Origin of the sequence: Actinophytocola sp. (genome assembly GCF_045807065.1) — a bacterium.
Classification (GTDB): Bacteria; Actinomycetota; Actinomycetes; order Mycobacteriales; family Pseudonocardiaceae; genus Actinophytocola.
Genome location: NZ_JBJMIE010000655.1, coordinates 1 through 17,765 on the forward strand (window position 1 = coordinate 1; position 17,765 = coordinate 17,765).

Here is a 17,765-nt window from a genome sequence, read left to right on the forward strand (position 1 = left end):
CGGCGCGTCGACTCTGCACGACGGCATCGCGCGCCTGTCGTCCGGCGCCTCTCAGCTGGCGTCGGGCCTGTCGGACGCCCAGACGCGGATCCCGGTGCTGTCGGACGACCAGAAGAAGAGCAACGCGCAGACCCTGGCGTCCCCGGTGGACGTGGCGACGGAGAACCTGCACCCGGCGGTGACGTACGGGCGCGGACTGACGCCGTTCTTCTTCGCGATCGCGCTGGTGGTCTTCGGCATCACCGCGTTCCTCGTCCTGCGCCCGGTGTCCGCCCGCGCCCTCGCCTCCCGCGCCGGCGACGTGACGGTGGCACTGGCGGGCTGGCTCCCCGCCGCGACATGCTGCGCGCTGGGCGGCCTGGTGCTGTTCGTGGTGCTGGACGTGTTCCTCGGGCTGGACCCGGTGCTGGCGTGGGCCATGATCGGCCTGGTGATCCTGGCGGCGGCCGCGTTCACGGCGATCGCGCACCTGTTCCGGACGTGGCTGGGCGGGGTCGCGAGTGCCGTGGTGCTGGTGTTGTTGCTGCTGCAGCTGACGACGTCGGCGGGCACGTACCCGTACGAGACACTGCCGGGGTTCTTCCGCGCGCTGCACTGGTTCCTGCCGATGAGCTACTTCGTGGACGGCCTACGCGTGACGATCACCGGAGGGAACACCGGACACCTCGTGCGCGACGCGCTGGTGCTGGCCGGTTTCCTGGTGGTGGCACTGGCACTGACGACGCTGGTCGTGCACCGCGAACGCGAGTGGACCATGGCGAAGCTGAAGCCGGCGCTCAGTATCTGAGCAGCTCGTCGAGCCGGGCGGCCGCGTCCGGCACCTCGATCACCTTGTCCCGGCCACGGTGCCCGGCAATGATCGTGACGTCCTGCCTGCGGATCCCGAACGCCTTGGCGAGCGCCTTGCGCACGGCCTCGTTGGCCTTGCCCTCAACAGCAGGCGCCACCACGGCGACGACCAGCGCGTCCCCGTGCCGCCCGCCGACCACCTCCCGCCTGGCCCCGGGCTTCACCCGCACCGCGAACCGCACCGCCACGCCTCCAAGGACCCCGCCGGGACCTCTGGTCCAGCCGGGTGCTTTCGCTTCAGCCGGGTTGCCTCCGGCCCCCGGTTCCATGGTCTCATGGGGCACCGACAGTTCCCGGCGCGCGCGGGGCCGTTCCCGGCACTTGTCCACAAGGGACGACGCCATCCACAGGCGTCCCCGCGACTCTCGATCTTTGTCGGCGCCTCACGGTAGGCTGGAAACCGGGGGCCGGAGGCCAAGCTCAACGTCGAGAGTCACGGGAGTGACCAGGCCGAGCCTCGAAGCCATGGCTGGACGTCGAACACCGCCCGCGACCCGAAAGATCTTGGCGCGCCAGCCGACCGCAGCGCGCCAGCCGACCACAGCGCGCGGTGCGGGTTCCCCCTTGCCCGCAACGCTTTCTTCCGCATCGAGCCCCTGACACCGACCGGCCTGTATCTCACCGCCCTTCGCACGATAGGTTCTTTCGTCGGGTATTTCCGAATCGATCCGGCAGAGTTGATCAGGAGGAAGGTGTGGCCCAGGAGTTGTCGGTCGTGCTCGGGGCTGTTGCCGGGGTCCTGCTGGTCTCGGTGGTCGCGGTGCGGGTCTCCGTGCGCCTCGGTTTCCCGTCCCTCGTGCTCTACCTCGCCATCGGCATCCTGCTCGGTGAGGCCGGCATCGGCATCGAGTTCGAGAACGCCTCGCTCACGGAGTCGCTCGGGCTGGCGGCCCTGGTCCTCATCCTCACCGAGGGTGGGCTGACCACCCGCTGGCGCGAGGTCCGTCCCTCCTTCTGGCCGGGTGTCGTGCTGTCCACTGTGGCCGTCGTCGTCAGCATCGGCGTGACCGGGGCCGCGCTCCACCTCGTCCTCGGCTTCGACTGGCGCCTCGCCCTCCTCTGGGGTGCGGTCCTCGCCTCGACGGACGCCGCCGCCGTGTTCAGCGTGCTGCGCAACATCTCCGTCAGCCGCCGGCTGGTGGGCGCGCTCGAGCTCGAGTCCGGCATGAACGACGCGGCCGCCTACCTGGTCGTCGTGCTCCTCGCCGGCGGCAGCACCGCCACCTGGGTCGACCCGCTCCTCGCGCTCTACGAGCTGGTGGTCGGCGGCCTCATCGGCGTCGCGTTCGGCTGGCTCGGCGTGCACGCCCTGCGCCGCGCCGCTCTCCCGGCCACCGGCCTCTATCCACTCGCGACGGTCGCCGTCTCGGTCCTCGCGTTCTCCGCCGGCTCCCTCGCGCACGCCTCTGGGCTCCTCGCCGCCTACGTCGCGTCGCTCGTGCTCGGCAACTCGAAACTCCCGCACCGCAACGACACGCTCTCCTTCGCCGAAGGACTGGGCTGGCTGTCGCAGATCGGGCTGTTCGTCCTACTCGGGCTGTTCATGTCACCGGCCCGGCTCCTCGACGCGATCGTGCCGGGCCTGGTCGCCGGCATCGTCGTCACGCTCCTCGCGCGGCCGATCTCCGTCGCGATCTCGCTCACGCCGTTCCGCGTCCCGTGGCGCGAACAGGCGTTCCTGTCGTGGGCCGGCCTGCGCGGCGCGGTGCCGATCGTGCTCGCGATGATCCCGATCACCGAAGGCGTGCCGGGCGCGCACCAGCTCGTCGACGGCGTGTTCGTGCTGGTCATCGTGCTGACGATCGTGCAGGGCAGCACCCTGCCGCTCATCGCCAGGTGGCTCGGCCTCGCGAAGACCGGCGAGGCCCGCGAGGTCGACGTCGACGCCGCCCCGCTCGACGAGCTCGGCGCCGTCCTGCTGACGTTCACCGTGCCGCCCGACTCCCGCATGCACGGCGTCTACCTGCGAGAACTCCGACTCCCCACCGGCGCGACGGTGAGCCTGCTGGTCCGCCGCAACGTCAGCTACACCCCGGCGCCCACCACCCGCCTGCAGGAGCAGGACCAACTGCTGGTCGTGGCCACCGAACAGGCCCGCGCCGAGACCGAGCACCGCATCCGCGCCATCGACCGCGCGGGCCGCTTCGCCCGCTGGCACGGCGAAACCGGCAGGGACTAGTCCGTCAGCAGGCTGATCTGGCGCATCTTGTTCGTCGCGTCGAGGGCTGCCACCTTGTACGACTCGGCGAGTGTCGGGTAGTTGAACACCGTGTCCACCAGGTAGTCCACCGTGCCGCCGCAGCCCATCACCGCCTGTCCGATGTGGACCAGCTCGGTCGCGTTGGTGCCGAACACGTGCACGCCCAGCAGTGACCGGTCCTCCGGGGACACCAGCAGCTTCAGCACGCCGTACGAGTCGCCGATGATCTGTCCGCGTGCCAGCTCGCGGTACCGGGACACGCCGACCTCGAACGGGATCCGCTGCTCGGTCAGCTCGTCCTCGGTCCGGCCGATGTAGCTGATCTCCGGGATGGTGTAGATCCCGATCGGCTGCAGCTGGTGCATCTCGTGCACGGGTTCGCCGCACGCGTGGTGCGCGGCCAGCCGGCCCTGCTCCATCGACGTGGCCGCCAGCGCCGGGAAGCCGATGACGTCGCCGACCGCGTAAATGTGCTCCACGGACGTGCGGAACGACGAGTCGACCCTGATCCGTCCGCGCTTGTCCGCCTCGAGGCCGGCCGCCGACAGGTTCAGCGCGTCGGTCATGCCCTGCCGGCCCGCCGAGTACACGACCGTGTCGGCGGGGATCTTCTTGCCGCTCTCCAGGATGACGACCGTGCCCCGGGTGTGGCGCTCCACCGCGGTCACCGTCTCGCCGAAGCGGAAGGTCACCGCCAGGTCCCGCAGCTGGTACTTGAGCGCCTCGACCACCTCGGTGTCGCAGAACTCCAGCATCCGCATCCGCTGCTCGATCACGGTGACCTTCGTGCCGAGCGCGGCGAAGATCGACGCGTACTCGATGCCGATCACCCCGGCGCCGACCACGATCATCGACCGCGGGATCTTCGACAGGCCGAGGATGCCGTCCGAGTCGATGATCGTCTGCTCGTCGAAGTCGACGCTGGCCGGCCGCGCCGGCCGGGTGCCGGTCGCGATCACGATCTTGTCGGCCGTGACCTTGCGCTGCTGACCGCTGCCGTCGGACACCTGCACGGTGTGCGGGTCCAGGAACGTGCCCTCGCCGGGCAGCAGCGCGACGCCGTTGCGGGAGAGCTGGCTGCGGATCACGTCGACCTCGCGGCCGACCACGTGCGACGTGCGCGCGGTCAGGTCGCCGATCGTGATGTCCTCCTTGACCCGGTAGCTCTGCCCGTACAGCTCCCGCTGGGACATGCCCGTCAGGTACAGCACCGCCTCGCGCAGGGTCTTCGACGGGATCGTGCCCGTCTGGATGCACACGCCGCCGATCATGTTGCGGCGCTCGATCAGCGCCACCGACGCACCGAGCTTCGCGGCCGCGATCGCCGCCTTCTGCCCGCCCGGTCCGGAGCCCATCACCAGCAGGTCGTAGTCAGCCATGACGTCAGTCTGGCAAGCGGCACAGCCATTGGACAGTTTCGACGGACATCGGCTACCTTTTCTTCACGAAGGTCATGAGTGCCAGCACCAAGCCCCGGCTCGCTGGCCGGCAACCCTCCAACCGCGGTGGGGTGCCCCGGGTGAGGACCAGGTCTCCCGCGCAGGGCGGGTAGGCAAGCGCGTATTCCTGGAGGCGCCGTCATGACGCTCGCAATCCCCCACGCCCGCGTGTCCAACGCCGCGGACACGCGTGTCCAACTCGCCGGACCCGCGAGTTCGACGCATCCTGCCGGCGTGCCGTCCGTCGCCGGCGCCCGGCTGACCGTGCCGCTGGTCGACGGCCGGCACGTCCAGTACGCCAACCTCGACCACGCGGCCAGCGCGCCCTGCCTCGACGCGGTGCGGGAGGCGGTCGACGAGCTGCTGCCCTGGTACGCCAGCGTGCACCGCGGCGCCGGGTTCGCCTCGCAGGTGTCCACGAAGGTGTACGAGCGGGCCAGGGAGGTCGTCCGCGACTTCGTCGGCGCCCGCGCCACCGCCGAGGTGATCTTCACCCGCAACACCACCGACGCGCTGAACCTGCTGGCCAGGGCGGTGCCGGCGGGCACGTCGGTGATCGTGTTCGACACCGACCACCACGCCGCGATCCTGCCGTGGCGCGGCCCGAACGTGCACCGCGTCACCCCGACCGCGAACGTGGAGCAGGACCTCGACGAGGCCCTCGCGCGGACGCCGACCGGCCCGCGGCTCGTCGTGGTCACCGGCGCCGCGAACGTCACCGGCGAGCTGTGGCCGGTCGCCCGCCTGGCCGCCGTGGCCCGCCGGCACGGCGCCCGCATCGTGCTCGACGCCGCCCAGCTCGCCCCGCACCGCCCGGTCGACATCACGGCCCTCGACGTCGACTACGTGGTGCTGTCCGGGCACAAGCTGTACGCACCGTTCGGTGCCGGCGCGCTGGTCGGCCGGGCGGACTGGCTGCGTGCGGCGAACCCGTACCTCGCCGGTGGCGGCGCGACCCGGCAGGTCACCGCGCGGGCCGTGTCCTGGAACTACGGCCCGGAGCGGCACGAGGCCGGCTCGCCGAACGTCGTCGGCGCGCACGCGCTCGCCGTGGCCTGCCGGACGTTGCGCCAGCACTGGGACGCCGTGATCGCGCACGAGGAGGCGCTGCTCGACCGGCTGCGCACGGGCCTCGCCGCGATTCCCGGCGTGCGACAGCTGTCGATCTTCGGCGACTCGGCGCCACGCGTCGGCGTCGTCAGCTTCACCGTCGAGGGCCACGACCCGAACCTGGTCGCCGCCTACCTGTCCGCCGAGCACGGCATCGGCGTGCGGGACGGCGCGTTCTGCGCGCACATCCTGGTCAGGCGGCTGACCGGCGACCGCGCGCTGCGAGCGAGCCTCGGCCTCGGCAGCACCGCGGAGCACGTGGACCGCCTGCTCACCGCGCTCCACCGCCTGGTCGAGCAGGGCACGACGTGGGACTACGAGCTGGTCGACGGCCGCTACGCGCCGGTGGACGACCCGCGTGAGCTGCCCGCCTTCCTGAGCAACTGAACCGACCGTGGACAATGGGTGACGTGAGCGAGCTTGCGAGCGATCCATCGTCCTCGCCCGAGGAGACCAGCGCCGACACGGAGACGACTGACACGGATACAACCGACGGGGAGACAACCCACGCGGAGACACCGGTGGTGCCTCTGCCGCCCCGGCGCGCGTGGCTCGTCGCGATCGTCGCACCGATCGTGCTGGCCGCAGACCTGATCACCAAGCAGCTCGCGCTGTCCAACCTCGAGGGCGAGCAGCCCGTCCGCGTCCTCGGGGGGCTGTTCTACCTGCAGATCGTGCGCAACCCGGGTGCCGCGTTCGGCATGGCCACCGGCATGACGTGGGTGCTCACGCTGATCGCGCTGGCCGTGGTCGTCGGGATCAGCTGGGTGATGCCGAAGCTGCGGTCCGTGGGTTGGGCCCTCGGCCTGTCGCTCGTGCTCGCCGGCGCCATCGGCAACCTGGTCGACCGGTTCTTCCGTGCCCCGGGGGCGCTGCACGGGCACGTCGTCGACTTCCTGTCGCCGTTCGCGCCGAACGGTGACGTGTTCCCGGTGTTCAACGTGGCCGACTCGTCGATCGTCTGCGGCGGCGCGCTGATCGTGCTGATGGCGTTGCTGGGCCGCGACTACGACGGCCGGCGGACGGCGGACAAGAAATGACCTCACGCACCCTGCCCGTACCCGACGGGCTCGACGGCATGCGCGTGGACGCCGGCTTCGCCAAGCTGCTCGGCCTGTCCCGCACCACGGTCGCCGCGATCGCCGAGTCGGGCGACGTGAGCCTGGACGGGCGCCCGGCCGGCAAGTCCGACCGCCTCACCGCGGGCGCGTGGCTGGAGATCACGCTGCCCGAACCGGAGCGCCCCGCCACGGAGGTGCCCGCGATCGAGGTTCCGGGCCTGGCCGTCGTTTACGAGGACGACGACATCGTGGTGGTGGACAAGCCGGTCGGCGTCGCCGCGCACCCCAGCCCCGGCTGGACGGGCCCGACGGTCATCGGCGGCCTGGCGGCGGCCGGGCTGCGGGTGTCGACGTCCGGCGCCGCCGAGCGGCAGGGCGTGGTGCACCGCCTGGACGTCGGCACGACCGGAGTCATGGTGGTGGCCAAGAGCGAGCATGCGTACACCGTGCTGAAGCGCGCGTTCAAGGAACGAACCGTCGACAAGGGCTACCACGCGCTGGTGCAGGGCCACCCGGACCCGTCAGCGGGCACGATCGACGCCCCGATCGACCGGCACCCCAAGCACGACTACAAGTTCGCGGTCGTCGCGGGTGGGCGGCCGAGCGTCACCCACTACGAGACCGTGGAGGCCTTCCGCGCGGCGTCGCTGGTGGACATTCGCCTGGAGACCGGCCGGACGCACCAGATCCGCGTGCACTTCGCGGCGCTGCGCCACCCCTGCGTCGGCGACCTGACCTACGGCGCGGACCCGGTCCTGGCCAAACGCCTGGGCCTCGCCCGCCAGTGGCTCCACGCCCGCCGCCTGGCCTTCCACCACCCGGCGGACGGCCGCTGGGTCGAGTTCACCAGCACCTACCCGGCGGACCTGCAGACCGCGCTGGACCGCCTCAGCGCGGAATCCTGAGGACCGCCCACAATCCCTGGTGTTTCGCGTATTTTGGGCCACAACCCAGCGAGGGGTGGTGGTGCCCAGTGGCACGCGACGGCGACCAGGTCGAGCACTTCCTGGTGGACGGGGTGGCGCCGCCGGTGATCGGGGTCGGTCCGCCGGAGTCACCGTTCGACCTGGAACCGGACCCTGAGCCGGTACCGGAGGGCCGCCACCGCATCCCCGTGCCGCCGACCGGTCCACCACGCCGTGATCCCGACAGTGGACACGCCGAGCGGCAGGAGCCACCCACCACGCCGATCCCGGCTCTCGCGCCGCAAGCACCCGAGAAGCGGAAGTCCTGGGTGGCCAGGGTGTTCCGGTCGTCCGGCGGCTAGTTCTCGATGATCCAGGTGAGGGCGCGGGACTCCTCGTCCGGTCGCGGGCTCCACCGGACCGAGGTGACCTCGGTGTTCTCCGGCACCACGTACACCGTGTGCCCGCCCTGCGTCTCGCCCGGCGGCACCCCGATCCGGTGGGGCGGCCGGGACGACAGCGACACCGGCGCCTTCGAGATGGTCTTCCCGTCCGGGGTCACCAGCACCAGGTACAGGTCCGGCAGCGACTGGAACGCCACGTGGCCCCGGTTGGTCAGCTCCGTGTGCACGACCACCGACCGCTCACCTTCCTGGAGCCGGTAGCCCGCCGCGGTGAACAGGTAGTCGGCCGGATCCACGACCTCGACCAGGGTGATCGACAGCCGCTCGCCCTCGAGGCCCTCGGTCTGCAGTGCGCTGCCCACCTTGCCCTGGCGGACATCCGGCTTCTCCGCTCGGATCGTGGGCTGTGTCACGTCCTGCGGTGGCGCGTCCCCCCGGGCCCAGGTCGAGGTCTGCGGCGGCCCCCACGTGCTGATCGGCGGCTCGACCTGCGGCATGGGCTGCTGGATCGGCGCCGGGAACGGCTGGCTCGGCGGCCCGGTCTGCGTCTGCGCGGGGAAGGGTGAGCTGGGCGGCCCGGTGCGCGGCATGACCGTGTGCGGACCCGACGGCCCGTGTCCGGGCTGCGACTGAGCATAGGGACCAGGCATGGGTCCCGACACGGGCATCGGTCCGGACGGTGGGTACGGCCCGGTCGGCGTGCCCTGCACCGGGTACGGCATCCCGTAGGGCGGCGAGGTGGCGGCCATCGCGGCGGCCGCGGCCTGGCGAAGGCGTCCAGGGTCGCACTCGACGCCCACGAGCAGCGGCAGCCCGGTCGCCGAGAGCGCGACCAGCCGCGACGCGACCTCCCGCGGGTCCATGCCCAGACGGGCGGCCACCTCGTGCACCGCTGCTCTGCCCATCTCGGCGACCACGCCGAGGAGACGGGCGTCTACCGGATCCGTCACGGCTCGCACGCTACCCCGTTCACTCGATCATCGCGGCGGATGCCGCGCCCACTCCCGGTCGATTCTCCTCCTGCCGCCCACCGCGTTACTGGCAGGATCTACCCATGGGCGCCCCCACCATTCACCGAGGCTTCTGGACCCGCGATCTGAGAGCGGACAAGCACTGGCCCCTCCTCCCGTTCGACGTGCCGGCCGGCTGCCGGTCCATCGCCGTCGACCTGGAGTTCGACCAGGCCTCGGGTGCGGTGATCGATCTCGGCTGTGACGGTGCGCACGGGTGGCGCGGCTGGTCGGGCGGTGCCCGCCGGAGCTATGTGATCACCCCGGAGGCGGCCACTCCCGGTTACGTGCCCGGCGACCTGGAGCCGGGGGAGTGGCACGTGGTGCTCGGCCTGCACCGCCTGCCCGCCAGCGGTGTCGAGGTGACCGTCACCATCCGCACCGATGTCGACGTCGAGCTGCCGGCGAAGCGCCCGGACCCGCCCGTCCCGGCCAAGCCCCGCCCCCGCGGCCTGCCCGCCGGCGCCGGACTGCGCTGGGTCGCCACCGACCTGCACGCCCACACCGTGCACTCCGACGGCACCCTGACCGTCGCCGAACTGGCGGCCGAGGCCGTCGCCGCCGGGTTGGACGCGCTCGCGGTCACCGACCACAACACGGTCAGCCACCACGCCGAGCTGGCCCAGGTCGGCAGGAAGTACGGCATCGCGCTCATCCCCGGCCAGGAGGTCACCACCGAGTTCGGCCACGCCAACGCGTTCGGCGACATCGGCTGGGTCGACTTCCGCGAGCCGGCCGCGAACTGGGTGAAGGCGGTCCGCGAACGCGGCGGCCTCCTGTCGATCAACCACCCGCTCGCCGGGGACTGCGCCTGGCGGCACCCGCTGCCCGAGCACCCGCCGCTCGTCGAGGTCTGGCACTCCAGCTGGGCGGCCCGGGAGTGGGGCGGTCCGGTCGCGTGGTGGCAGGCCTGGGGGACGGCGGCCACCCCCATCGGCGGCAGCGACTGGCACGGCCCCGACGAGGGTGTCCGGCTGGGCGCACCCACCACCTGGGTGGCCGTCGACGCCCACGCCCGCAACGCCGACGAGCTGGTCCCGGCCGTGCTGGAGGGTCTGCGTGCCGGCCGCACGGCGGTGTCGGCGGACCGCACGGGCCCGGTCCTGCTCCCGATGGACGGCAAGGTCATCGCGCTGGACGCCCCGGGCACGCTGGTCGTCGGCCCGGAGGCCACGCACAAGGTCCGCTTCGACCGCGACACCTTCGACCCGCCCGGCGCCCACGGCCACGCCCTGTGCGACCACAACGGCACGGTCCTGTCCCTGGCCGGCACCCCGCACTAGCGGCCTGCCCCTGGTCTTCGTGCGAGGTCGAACGTGACGGCACCCGGCCACCAACCGCCTCGGTGCCCGTACCACGCCTGGTTGCGGTTTCGTGCCGATCTTGGTCGCGCTCCGTCGCCATGCTCGCGTTCCCGCGCCTCCCGCACTAATCTCCGTCCTGTTCGGACCGCAGTTGGTGAAAGACCAACGAACTCGACGACGAGAGGTGCCGAAGATGCGAGCACGCCGCACACTGGCGCTGGCCGCGACCGCCGTCACGGCGATGGCGCTGGCCGGCTGCCTCGGGCAGCAGCAGGACTCGGACTCCGCGCGCAACGCGGACGCCAAGGACGTGACCCTCACCATCACCTCCAACTCGGTGGCCGGCGGCAAGAACGACCTCGGCGCGCGGTGGGTCACCGACTGGGTGATCCCCGAGTTCACCAAGCAGCAGAAGGCCAAAGGCGTCAACGTCACCGTCAAGTACGACGGCACCGGCGTGGACGACGCCGACTACAAGGCCAAGATCGCCCTCGACTTCAACACCGACATCGGCGGCGACGTCGTCGAGATCGACGGCATCTGGCTCGGCGAGTTCGCGCAGGGCGGCCAGGTCAAACCCCTCAACGACATGGTCGGCAAGGACAAGGTCGACGCCTGGGACGGCTGGCAGCAGATCCCGGACGCCGTGCAGAAGCTCGGCCAGTTCGACGGCAAGCGGTACGGCGTCCCCGTCGGCACCGACGGCCGGGTGATCTTCTTCAACAAGAAGCTGTTCCAGCAGGTCGGCCTGCCCGCCGACTGGCAGCCGAAGAGCTGGGACGACATCACCGCGGCCGCCGTGAGCCTCAAGCGGCTCCCCGGCGTCACCCCGATCCAGCTCAACGCCGGCACCGCCATGACCGAGGCGACCACCATGCAGGGCGTGCTCCCGCTCCTCGTCGGCACCGGCAAGGAGATCTACCAGGACGGCAAGTGGCAGGGCGCCACCAAGGAGATCAAGGACGTCCTGGACTTCTACCAGCAGGTGTACCGCGGCAACCTCGGTGACCCGGTGCTCGCGCAGGAGGCCAAGGGCCGCGACAAGTCGTTCGAGGAGTTCGCCCAGAACAAGATCGGCATCCTGTTCGAGAGCGACTACTTCTGGCGCTCGGTCGTCGACCCGACGGTCGGCGTCGCGAAGATGGCCGACCGGAACAGCGCCGTCGGCTGGGCGAAGATCCCCGCCAGGGCACCCGGCGCCGGGGTCGGCGGCCAGGACTTCGTGAGCATGTCCGGCGGCTCGATCCGGGTGATCAACCCGAAGACGAAGTACCCGCAGCAGGCGTGGGAGCTGCTCCAGTTCATGAACTCCGCCAAGGCCACGAAGGCGCGGCTGGGCGACACCGCGCAGGTCACGCAGCGCAAGGACGTCAACGAGGAGGTCCTCAAGAACGACCCGATGCTCGGCTACATCGCCAAGGAGGTCCTCCCGATCACCCGCTACCGGCCGGGGCTCGCGGAGTACCCGAAGGTGTCGACCGCGCTCCAGCAGGCCACGGCCGACATCATCGCCGGCAAGAGCGCGGACGAGGCGGCCGCCGCCTACCAGGACGCGCTGGTCAAGGCGGTGGGCGAGGACCACGTTGCGCGCGGTTAGAGACTCCGCGGGCCTGGGCGTGGCGCGGGCGGTCGCGTTCGTGTCGCCCGCGCTGCTGCTCATCGGCCTGTTCCTGGTCTTCCCCGCGCTCTGGACCATCTACATCGGACTCACCGACTACACGTTGACCGGCCCGGCGTCGGTCGCGCCGTCGTTCGTCGGGCTCACCAACTTCATGGACGCCCTGAACGACACGTTGTTCGGCAACGCCGTCTGGCTGACGCTGGTGTTCGTCATCGGCTCCGCGGTGCTGGGCCAGAACCTGCTCGGCTTCGCGCTGGCCTGGGTCCTGCGCTCGGCCCGCCCCTGGGTCCGGCGGCTGACGGAGGCGTTGGTCCTGCTCGCGTGGATCCTGCCGAGCGTGGTCGTCGCCTACCTGTGGACGGCCGTGCTCGACCGGGACGGCGGCACACTGAACACCCTGCTGGGCAACGGTTCCACGGCGTGGCTGGTCGAGTACCCGATGGCGTCGCTGATCGTGTTCAACACCTGGCGCGGCACGGCGTTCTCCATGATGCTCTACAGCTCGGCACTGGCCGCCGTGCCGCCGTCCCAGCTGGAGACGGCGAAGACGGTCGGCGCGAGCGGCTGGCAGACGGTCCGGGACGTCGTGTTCCCGCACATCCGCGGGCACGTCCTCACCAACACACTGCTCATCTCCCTGTGGACCGCCAACGACTTCACGGCGTTCCTGCTCACCGCGGGCGGCCCGGACCACGAGTCGGAGACGCTGCCGGTGTTCATCTACCAGCAGGCCATCGCGAACGGCGAGCTCGGCTACTCGGCGGCCATCTCGTTCCTGCTGCTGATCGTGAACCTGCTGGTGTCCATGCTCTACCTGCTCCTGCTCAGGAGGCGCGCGTGACCTTCAGAGCGATGCTCCGCCGTTCCCTGTACACCGTGCTGATCGCCGTCCTGCTGGCGTTCTTCGCGATCCCCATGCTCTGGCTCGCGTCCGCGCCGTTCGACAGCGACCCCGGCGTGGGCCTGCGGTGGCCGGACTGGACGCTCGACAACTGGCGCGTCACGTTCTCCCACCCGTACGCGATCGGGTCACTGCTGAACTCGATCGTGCTGTGCGTGGTCGCGACGGTCGTCACCACCGCCCTGGGCACGCTCGCGGCCTACGCCCTGTCCCGCGTCCGCATCCCCGGCCGCGACGCCCTGCTGTACGTGCTGTTGCTGCTGTCCAGCGTGGTCACCGGCACCGCGGCCATGGTGCCGATCTTCGTGATGATGCTGCAGCTCGGGCTGATCAACTCCCAGTACGCCACCGGCCTGGTCATCGCGGGCGGCATGCTCCCGGCCGCGATCTTCATCCTGAAGGACTTCATCGACAGCGTGCCCCGCTCCTACGAGGAGTCGGCACGGGTGTTCGGCGCCTCACCCGGTCAGGTACTACGGCACGTGGTCCTGCCCGTCGCCCGGCCGGGCATCGCGACCATCCTGGTGTGGGCGTTCGTGCAGGCGTGGGGCAACTTCCTGCTGCCGTTCCTGCTGCTGCGCGACGTCGAGAAACAACCGGCGGCGGTCCTTCTGCGCACGCTCAAGGACGAGGGCGGCAGCGCGAACCTCACGGTGATCCCGGTGTTCTCGCTGCTCTACGCGATCCCGGTGGTGGCGCTCTACCTGTTCGTCAGCAAGCGGTACGGGTTCCGCTTCCACGGAGGGATCAAGGCATGAGCGGAGCTTGCGGAGCGAGTCATGAGCACTCAGGACGTCGCCGATCCCGTGGAGGGCGCCGGAGTAGTGGAGCCTGCGGAGCGTTCCGGCGCCACGCAGCGGGTGAGGAGGCGTCCTGATGGCGGGAATCGACCTGACCGCGCTGTCCACGGTGTACCCGAACGGGGTGCGCGCGGTGGACGGCCTCGAGCTGTCCATCACGGACGGTGAGTTCTTCGCGTTGCTCGGCCCGTCCGGCTGCGGCAAGACGACCCTGCTGCGCACGATCGCGGGCCTGGAGCAGTCGTCGTCCGGCACGATCCAGCTGGGCGGTCGCGACGTCACCCGCCTCGACGCCGGCAAGCGCGGCGTGGCCATGGTGTTCCAGGACTACGCTCTGTTCCCGCACATGACGGTCGCCCAGAACATCGCCTACCCGCTGCGTGTGCGGCGCGCGTCGAAGCAGGCGCAGCAGGACGCGGCCGTGTCGACCTCGGCCGGCCTGGGCCTGTCGGCGCTGCTGGAGCGCCGGCCCGGCCAGCTGTCCGGCGGGCAGCAGCAGCGGGTGGCGTTGGCCCGCGCGATCGCCATGTCCGCGGACGTGCTGCTGCTGGACGAGCCGCTGTCCAACCTGGACGCCCGGCTGCGGCTGGAGGCGAGGACGTTCCTCAAGCGGCTGCAACGGGACCTGGGCGTGACCACGGTGTTCGTGACCCACGACCAGGCGGAGGCGCTGGCGCTGGCCGACCGCATCGCGGTGATGGCCGAGGGCCGGATCCGCCAGGTGGGCACGCCGAAGGAGGTCTTCCAGCGCCCCGCGGACACGTTCGTGGCGAACTTCATCGGTTCGACCCCGATGAACCTGCTGACCGGCACCGTCCGTGACGGCCTCGTCGAGGTCGCGGGTGCGCTCCTGACCCCACCGGGTGACCTGGCCCTGACCGACGGTGCCCCGGTCGTGGCCGGCATCCGCCCCGAGTACCTCCAGCCGGCCGCGGACGGCATCACCGGCACGGTGTCCATCGTGGAGAACCTGGGCGTGACGTCGCTGGTGACCCTGGAGTGCCCTGGCGAGGTCCTGGTCGGCCTGACCGTGCCGGAACACGAGGAACCGGCGGTGGGCACCACTATGACCGCGGCTCCGGCACCGGGACGGCTGCTGGTGTACGACGGCGAGACCAGCGAGCTGCTGACGGCCTAGCGAGCACCACCAGCAACGCGAGCCCGCACCAGGTGAACTCGTTGCCGACGATGTGCTGCCACCACGACCAGGACAGCTCCCGGTCGTACCGGTTGGGCAGCACCCAGTGCGGCGGCGCCACGAACAGCGCCATGCCGACCGCGGCCGCGACCCGTCCCGGCCAGCGCCAGGTGCGCAGCCGCGGCGCCAGCCAGACCCCGGCGAGGACCGCCCACACCCAGTGGTGCGACCAGGACACCGGCGAGGCCAGCAACCCGGCGATCGCGGCCGCGAGCAGCGCGCCCAGGTGGTCGCCGGCGGCGGTGGCCCGGCGCACGGCGAACCATCCGAGCACGGCCACGACCAGCGCGGACACGAACCACAGCAGGGTGGTGAGGTCGCCGTCGAGGCCGAGCCGGTGCCAGAAGCCGTTGAGCGACTGGTTGGCGGTGTAGGTGAGGCCGCCGATCCGTTCCGGGTCGCCGAGGACCGTGGACAGGTAGGCGGGTGTCTCGCTGGGCGCCAACGCCCAGGCGAGCAGCGACGCCACGGCGAACGCACCGACCGCGGTGAGAGCCTGCCGCCACTGCCGCCGAGCCGCGAAGAACAGCAGGAACGCGAAGGGTGTCAGCTTCACCGCCGCCGCGAGCCCGGTCAGCGTCCCCCGCGGCCACCAGGTGCGCGGGGACAGGCAGTCGGCGACGACGAGGACCATCAGCACCAGGTTGATCTGCCCGAAGCTGAAGGTCAGCCGAACGGGTTCGAGCAACACGCCGCCGGCGACCACCGCGACGACCCCGGCGACGGTCCGGTGCCGGAGGACCAGCACCCCCACCCCGACGAGCGCGAGCAGCGAGAGCACGACCACCACCACGATGGCCAGCACCCAGGGCAGCACCGCGAGCGCGGTGAACAGCAACGCCGAGACCGGTGGGTAGGTGAACGGCAACCCGGTCCCGTACCGCCTGCCGAACGCGTCCGAGTAGAGCGGGAACCCGTCCAGCCAGGCTTGCCCACCAGCGCGGTACACCCGCAGGTCGAGGGGATTCTCGAGATCGACGAGCAGGAGCAGCGCCCCCGCCACGACCACCAGCCCACCCGCGACGACGAGACTGGTTCGCCGCGTCACGCTTCCCCCCTAGCTGGACCGGCGGGAAGTCTACCGATCCGCGACCAGCCGCACGGCGAGCCCACCGAAGACGGCGGCCGACACCCGGTTCAACCACCGCTGGATCCCGGGCCGCCGCGACAGCACCGCGGACAGCGCCCCGGAGGCGAGCCCCACGCTCGCGTCGACGCAGAACCCGATGACGATGAGGATCGCCCCCATGACGAGGAACTGCACCGGCACGGGCCACCCACCCGGAGTGACGAACTGCGGCAGGAACGCGACGTAGAACAGCACGACCTTGGGGTTGGAGAGGTTGACGAGCGTAGCCATCACGTAGGTACGCCGCAGCGATCGCCGCTCGAACCGGACAGGCGCGGCCCTGACCACGTCCTTGGCCGACCGCAACGTCTTGACCGCGAGATAGAGAAGAAAGACGGCCCCGGCAACCCGCACAACCTCGAGCGCGACAGGCGCCGCCTGCAGAAGCGTCCCAAGCCCCAACGCGGCGGCCACCGTATGCCCGACGATCCCACTGGACATCCCCGCGGCGGCAACCACCCCAGCGGCCCGCCCCCGCGCGATCCCATTGGCCATGATGAACGCCATATCAGGCCCAGGCACCACACTGATCACAACACAGGCGACAACGAACGCCAACACGATCGAGAGCTCCACGCCCGCATCCTGGAGCAGGAGACCCGAAGTGTCGCGCCGATTTTCACCCGGCCCAGGTGGTGGGACCGTTCAGGTCACCCCTCGGCGGACGGCAACTCCGACCGCAACATCCGGTAGAGCACCTCGTCCCGCCAGGCACCATCCCGGAAGGTCCGCCCCTTCATCACCCCTTCCCGAACGAACCCCGCCTTCTCCAACGCCCGCTGCTCAGCGACGTTCTCCCCCTCGGTAACGGCCTGGATCCGGTTGATAGGAGCGTGCGCGAACAGGTAGCGGGCAAGCAGCAGCTGAGCGGCCGACCCATGCCCGTTCCCCCGCGCATCCGGCCGCAGGCTGATTCCGAACTCGACGCAGTACACGGTGTTCCCGGTAGGCACCCGAAACCACGACACGAACCCGAGCGTCTCCCCGCCCAACTCCACCATCAACACACTCTTGTCATCAGCGAGAAGCCCGTTGTCCGCGAACCGCTGCCGCCACTGCTTCCCACCCACGAACCCACCCCAGTTGAACTCCCCAATGGCAGCCGGATCAGCGAACATCGCGTCCAACGCCTCAAGATCGGACTCAACCACCCGCCGCAACCGCAACCCCTCACTCATACCCGCACGCTACGCGGCCCCGACCGCAAGGGCGGCCCAAACACCAACATCCAAAACCCCACCACGAACGACGCACCGGCAAAGAGCAAGTCGCTGGACCGACCAACCCAAGCCCGCCATCAACCAAGCGCGCCGCCACCCCACGGGGGCGGGCCGAAACGGCCAGATCAAAGTCGACTCCGTCGGCCACTCCGCGCCCCCACGGCTAAGAAGGGCCGCCGCCACGCGGCGGGCTGAAACGGCTCGGCCAACCCAACTCGTTGGCAATTCCGGCCCCCGGCCCAGCGAAACGCGATCGCTCCATGCGGTGAGCGAAAGCGGCCGGATGAACCCAGCCCCGTTGGCCAACCCGCGCCCCCACGGCCAACCGGCAACAAGGCCCCATGCGGCGAGTGAAAGCGGCCGGATCAACCTAACCCCGTTGGCCAACTTGCGCCGCCAGGGCCAACCGCCGGCAAGGCTCCATGCGGTGAGCGAAAGCGGCCAGACCAATCCAACCCCGTTGGATTGGTCTGGCCCCCACGGCCAACCCGCGACAAGGCTCCACGCGGCGAGTGAAAGCGGCCGGATCAACCTAATCCCGTTGGCCAACTCGCGCCGCCATGGCCAACCCGCGACAAGGCTCCACGCGGCGAGTGAAAGCGGCCGGATCAACC

Annotated in this window: 17 protein-coding genes and 1 riboswitch; of the genes, 11 read left to right on the plus strand and 6 right to left on the minus strand. The window is 70.8% G+C overall.

Translation table 11 applies throughout. From position 1 onward, the window contains the following. The coding region (locus ACJ73U_RS38515; protein ID WP_407782708.1) for a YhgE/Pip family protein at nucleotides 1–787 on the plus strand (787 nt) is incomplete at its 5' end. On the opposite strand, the gene ACJ73U_RS38520 is transcribed toward ACJ73U_RS38515, so the two are convergent. Then, nucleotides 777–1,031 carry a DUF167 domain-containing protein gene (locus ACJ73U_RS38520; protein ID WP_407782724.1) on the minus strand — a complete coding sequence of 85 codons (255 nt, stop codon included), beginning with the start codon at nucleotides 1,029–1,031 and terminating at the stop codon, nucleotides 777–779. The genes ACJ73U_RS38515 and ACJ73U_RS38520 overlap by 11 nt on opposite strands. 512 nt (nucleotides 1,032–1,543) lie before the next feature. Between ACJ73U_RS38520 and ACJ73U_RS38525 the strand changes: the two genes are divergently transcribed. Further along, entirely contained in the window at nucleotides 1,544–3,028 is a 1,485-nt protein-coding gene (locus ACJ73U_RS38525) for a potassium/proton antiporter (RefSeq protein ID WP_407782709.1), read from the plus strand. On the opposite strand, the gene sthA is transcribed toward ACJ73U_RS38525, so the two are convergent. Further along, nucleotides 3,025–4,428 (minus strand): Si-specific NAD(P)(+) transhydrogenase, encoded by a 1,404-nt coding sequence (sthA, locus tag ACJ73U_RS38530; RefSeq protein WP_407782710.1) that lies wholly within the window; start codon nucleotides 4,426–4,428, stop codon nucleotides 3,025–3,027. The genes ACJ73U_RS38525 and sthA overlap by 4 nt on opposite strands. Nucleotides 4,429–4,498: 70 nt before the next feature. Then, nucleotides 4,499–4,614: riboswitch (SAM riboswitch) on the plus strand. Between the two features lie 15 nt (nucleotides 4,615–4,629). Here sthA and ACJ73U_RS38535 point away from each other — a divergent pair. From ACJ73U_RS38535 to ACJ73U_RS38550, 4 genes are all read left to right on the plus strand, one after another. Next, complete coding sequence (locus tag ACJ73U_RS38535; RefSeq protein ID WP_407782711.1) at nucleotides 4,630–5,985, plus strand: aminotransferase class V-fold PLP-dependent enzyme; 1,356 nt, start codon at nucleotides 4,630–4,632, stop codon at nucleotides 5,983–5,985. A gap of 14 nt (nucleotides 5,986–5,999) precedes the next feature. Next, nucleotides 6,000–6,638 (plus strand): signal peptidase II, encoded by a 639-nt coding sequence (gene lspA / locus ACJ73U_RS38540; RefSeq protein WP_407782712.1) that lies wholly within the window; start codon nucleotides 6,000–6,002, stop codon nucleotides 6,636–6,638. Beyond that, nucleotides 6,635–7,564, plus strand: a complete 930-nt coding sequence (locus tag ACJ73U_RS38545; RefSeq protein ID WP_407782713.1) for an RluA family pseudouridine synthase — start codon at nucleotides 6,635–6,637, stop codon at nucleotides 7,562–7,564. Before lspA ends, ACJ73U_RS38545 begins: the two co-directional genes overlap by 4 nt. 68 nt (nucleotides 7,565–7,632) lie before the next feature. Next, nucleotides 7,633–7,926: a hypothetical protein gene (locus tag ACJ73U_RS38550; protein ID WP_407782714.1), complete on the plus strand. Its 294-nt coding sequence runs from the start codon at nucleotides 7,633–7,635 to the stop codon at nucleotides 7,924–7,926. Here the strand turns inward: ACJ73U_RS38550 and ACJ73U_RS38555 are convergent. Continuing rightward, entirely contained in the window at nucleotides 7,923–8,918 is a 996-nt protein-coding gene (locus tag ACJ73U_RS38555; RefSeq protein WP_407782715.1) for an AsnC family protein, read from the minus strand. The two genes, ACJ73U_RS38550 and ACJ73U_RS38555, sit on opposite strands and share 4 nt — an antisense overlap. Before the next feature lie 104 nt (nucleotides 8,919–9,022). Between ACJ73U_RS38555 and ACJ73U_RS38560 the strand changes: the two genes are divergently transcribed. The 5 genes from ACJ73U_RS38560 to ACJ73U_RS38580 all read left to right on the plus strand — a co-directional run bounded on the left by ACJ73U_RS38560 (nucleotide 9,023) and on the right by ACJ73U_RS38580 (nucleotide 14,742). After that, the gene (locus tag ACJ73U_RS38560; protein ID WP_407782716.1) at nucleotides 9,023–10,261 is read left to right on the plus strand and encodes a CehA/McbA family metallohydrolase; all 1,239 of its coding nucleotides are present in this window, start codon (nucleotides 9,023–9,025) and stop codon (nucleotides 10,259–10,261) included. A 214-nt stretch (nucleotides 10,262–10,475) separates the two neighbouring features. Further along, nucleotides 10,476–11,879, plus strand: a complete 1,404-nt coding sequence (locus tag ACJ73U_RS38565; protein WP_407782717.1) for an extracellular solute-binding protein — start codon at nucleotides 10,476–10,478, stop codon at nucleotides 11,877–11,879. Next, nucleotides 11,866–12,744, plus strand: a complete 879-nt coding sequence (locus ACJ73U_RS38570; protein ID WP_407782718.1) for a carbohydrate ABC transporter permease — start codon at nucleotides 11,866–11,868, stop codon at nucleotides 12,742–12,744. The genes ACJ73U_RS38565 and ACJ73U_RS38570 overlap by 14 nt, the downstream gene beginning before the upstream one ends. After that, the gene (locus ACJ73U_RS38575) at nucleotides 12,741–13,562 is read left to right on the plus strand and encodes a carbohydrate ABC transporter permease (RefSeq protein WP_407782719.1); all 822 of its coding nucleotides are present in this window, start codon (nucleotides 12,741–12,743) and stop codon (nucleotides 13,560–13,562) included. The genes ACJ73U_RS38570 and ACJ73U_RS38575 overlap by 4 nt, the downstream gene beginning before the upstream one ends. A gap of 118 nt (nucleotides 13,563–13,680) precedes the next feature. Continuing rightward, nucleotides 13,681–14,742 carry an ABC transporter ATP-binding protein gene (locus tag ACJ73U_RS38580; protein WP_407782720.1) on the plus strand — a complete coding sequence of 354 codons (1,062 nt, stop codon included), beginning with the start codon at nucleotides 13,681–13,683 and terminating at the stop codon, nucleotides 14,740–14,742. Here the strand turns inward: ACJ73U_RS38580 and ACJ73U_RS38585 are convergent. From ACJ73U_RS38585 to ACJ73U_RS38595, 3 genes are all read right to left on the minus strand, one after another. Then, a complete protein-coding gene (locus ACJ73U_RS38585) occupies nucleotides 14,669–15,850 on the minus strand; it encodes a glycosyltransferase 87 family protein (RefSeq protein ID WP_407782721.1) in 1,182 nt (393 codons plus the stop codon). The two genes, ACJ73U_RS38580 and ACJ73U_RS38585, sit on opposite strands and share 74 nt — an antisense overlap. Nucleotides 15,851–15,880: 30 nt before the next feature. After that, nucleotides 15,881–16,507, minus strand: coding sequence for a LysE family translocator (locus ACJ73U_RS38590; protein ID WP_407782722.1), 627 nt, complete (start codon nucleotides 16,505–16,507; stop codon nucleotides 15,881–15,883). A 74-nt stretch (nucleotides 16,508–16,581) separates the two neighbouring features. Then, complete coding sequence (locus ACJ73U_RS38595; RefSeq protein WP_407782723.1) at nucleotides 16,582–17,109, minus strand: GNAT family N-acetyltransferase; 528 nt, start codon at nucleotides 17,107–17,109, stop codon at nucleotides 16,582–16,584. Nucleotides 17,110–17,765: the final 656 nt, after the last annotated feature.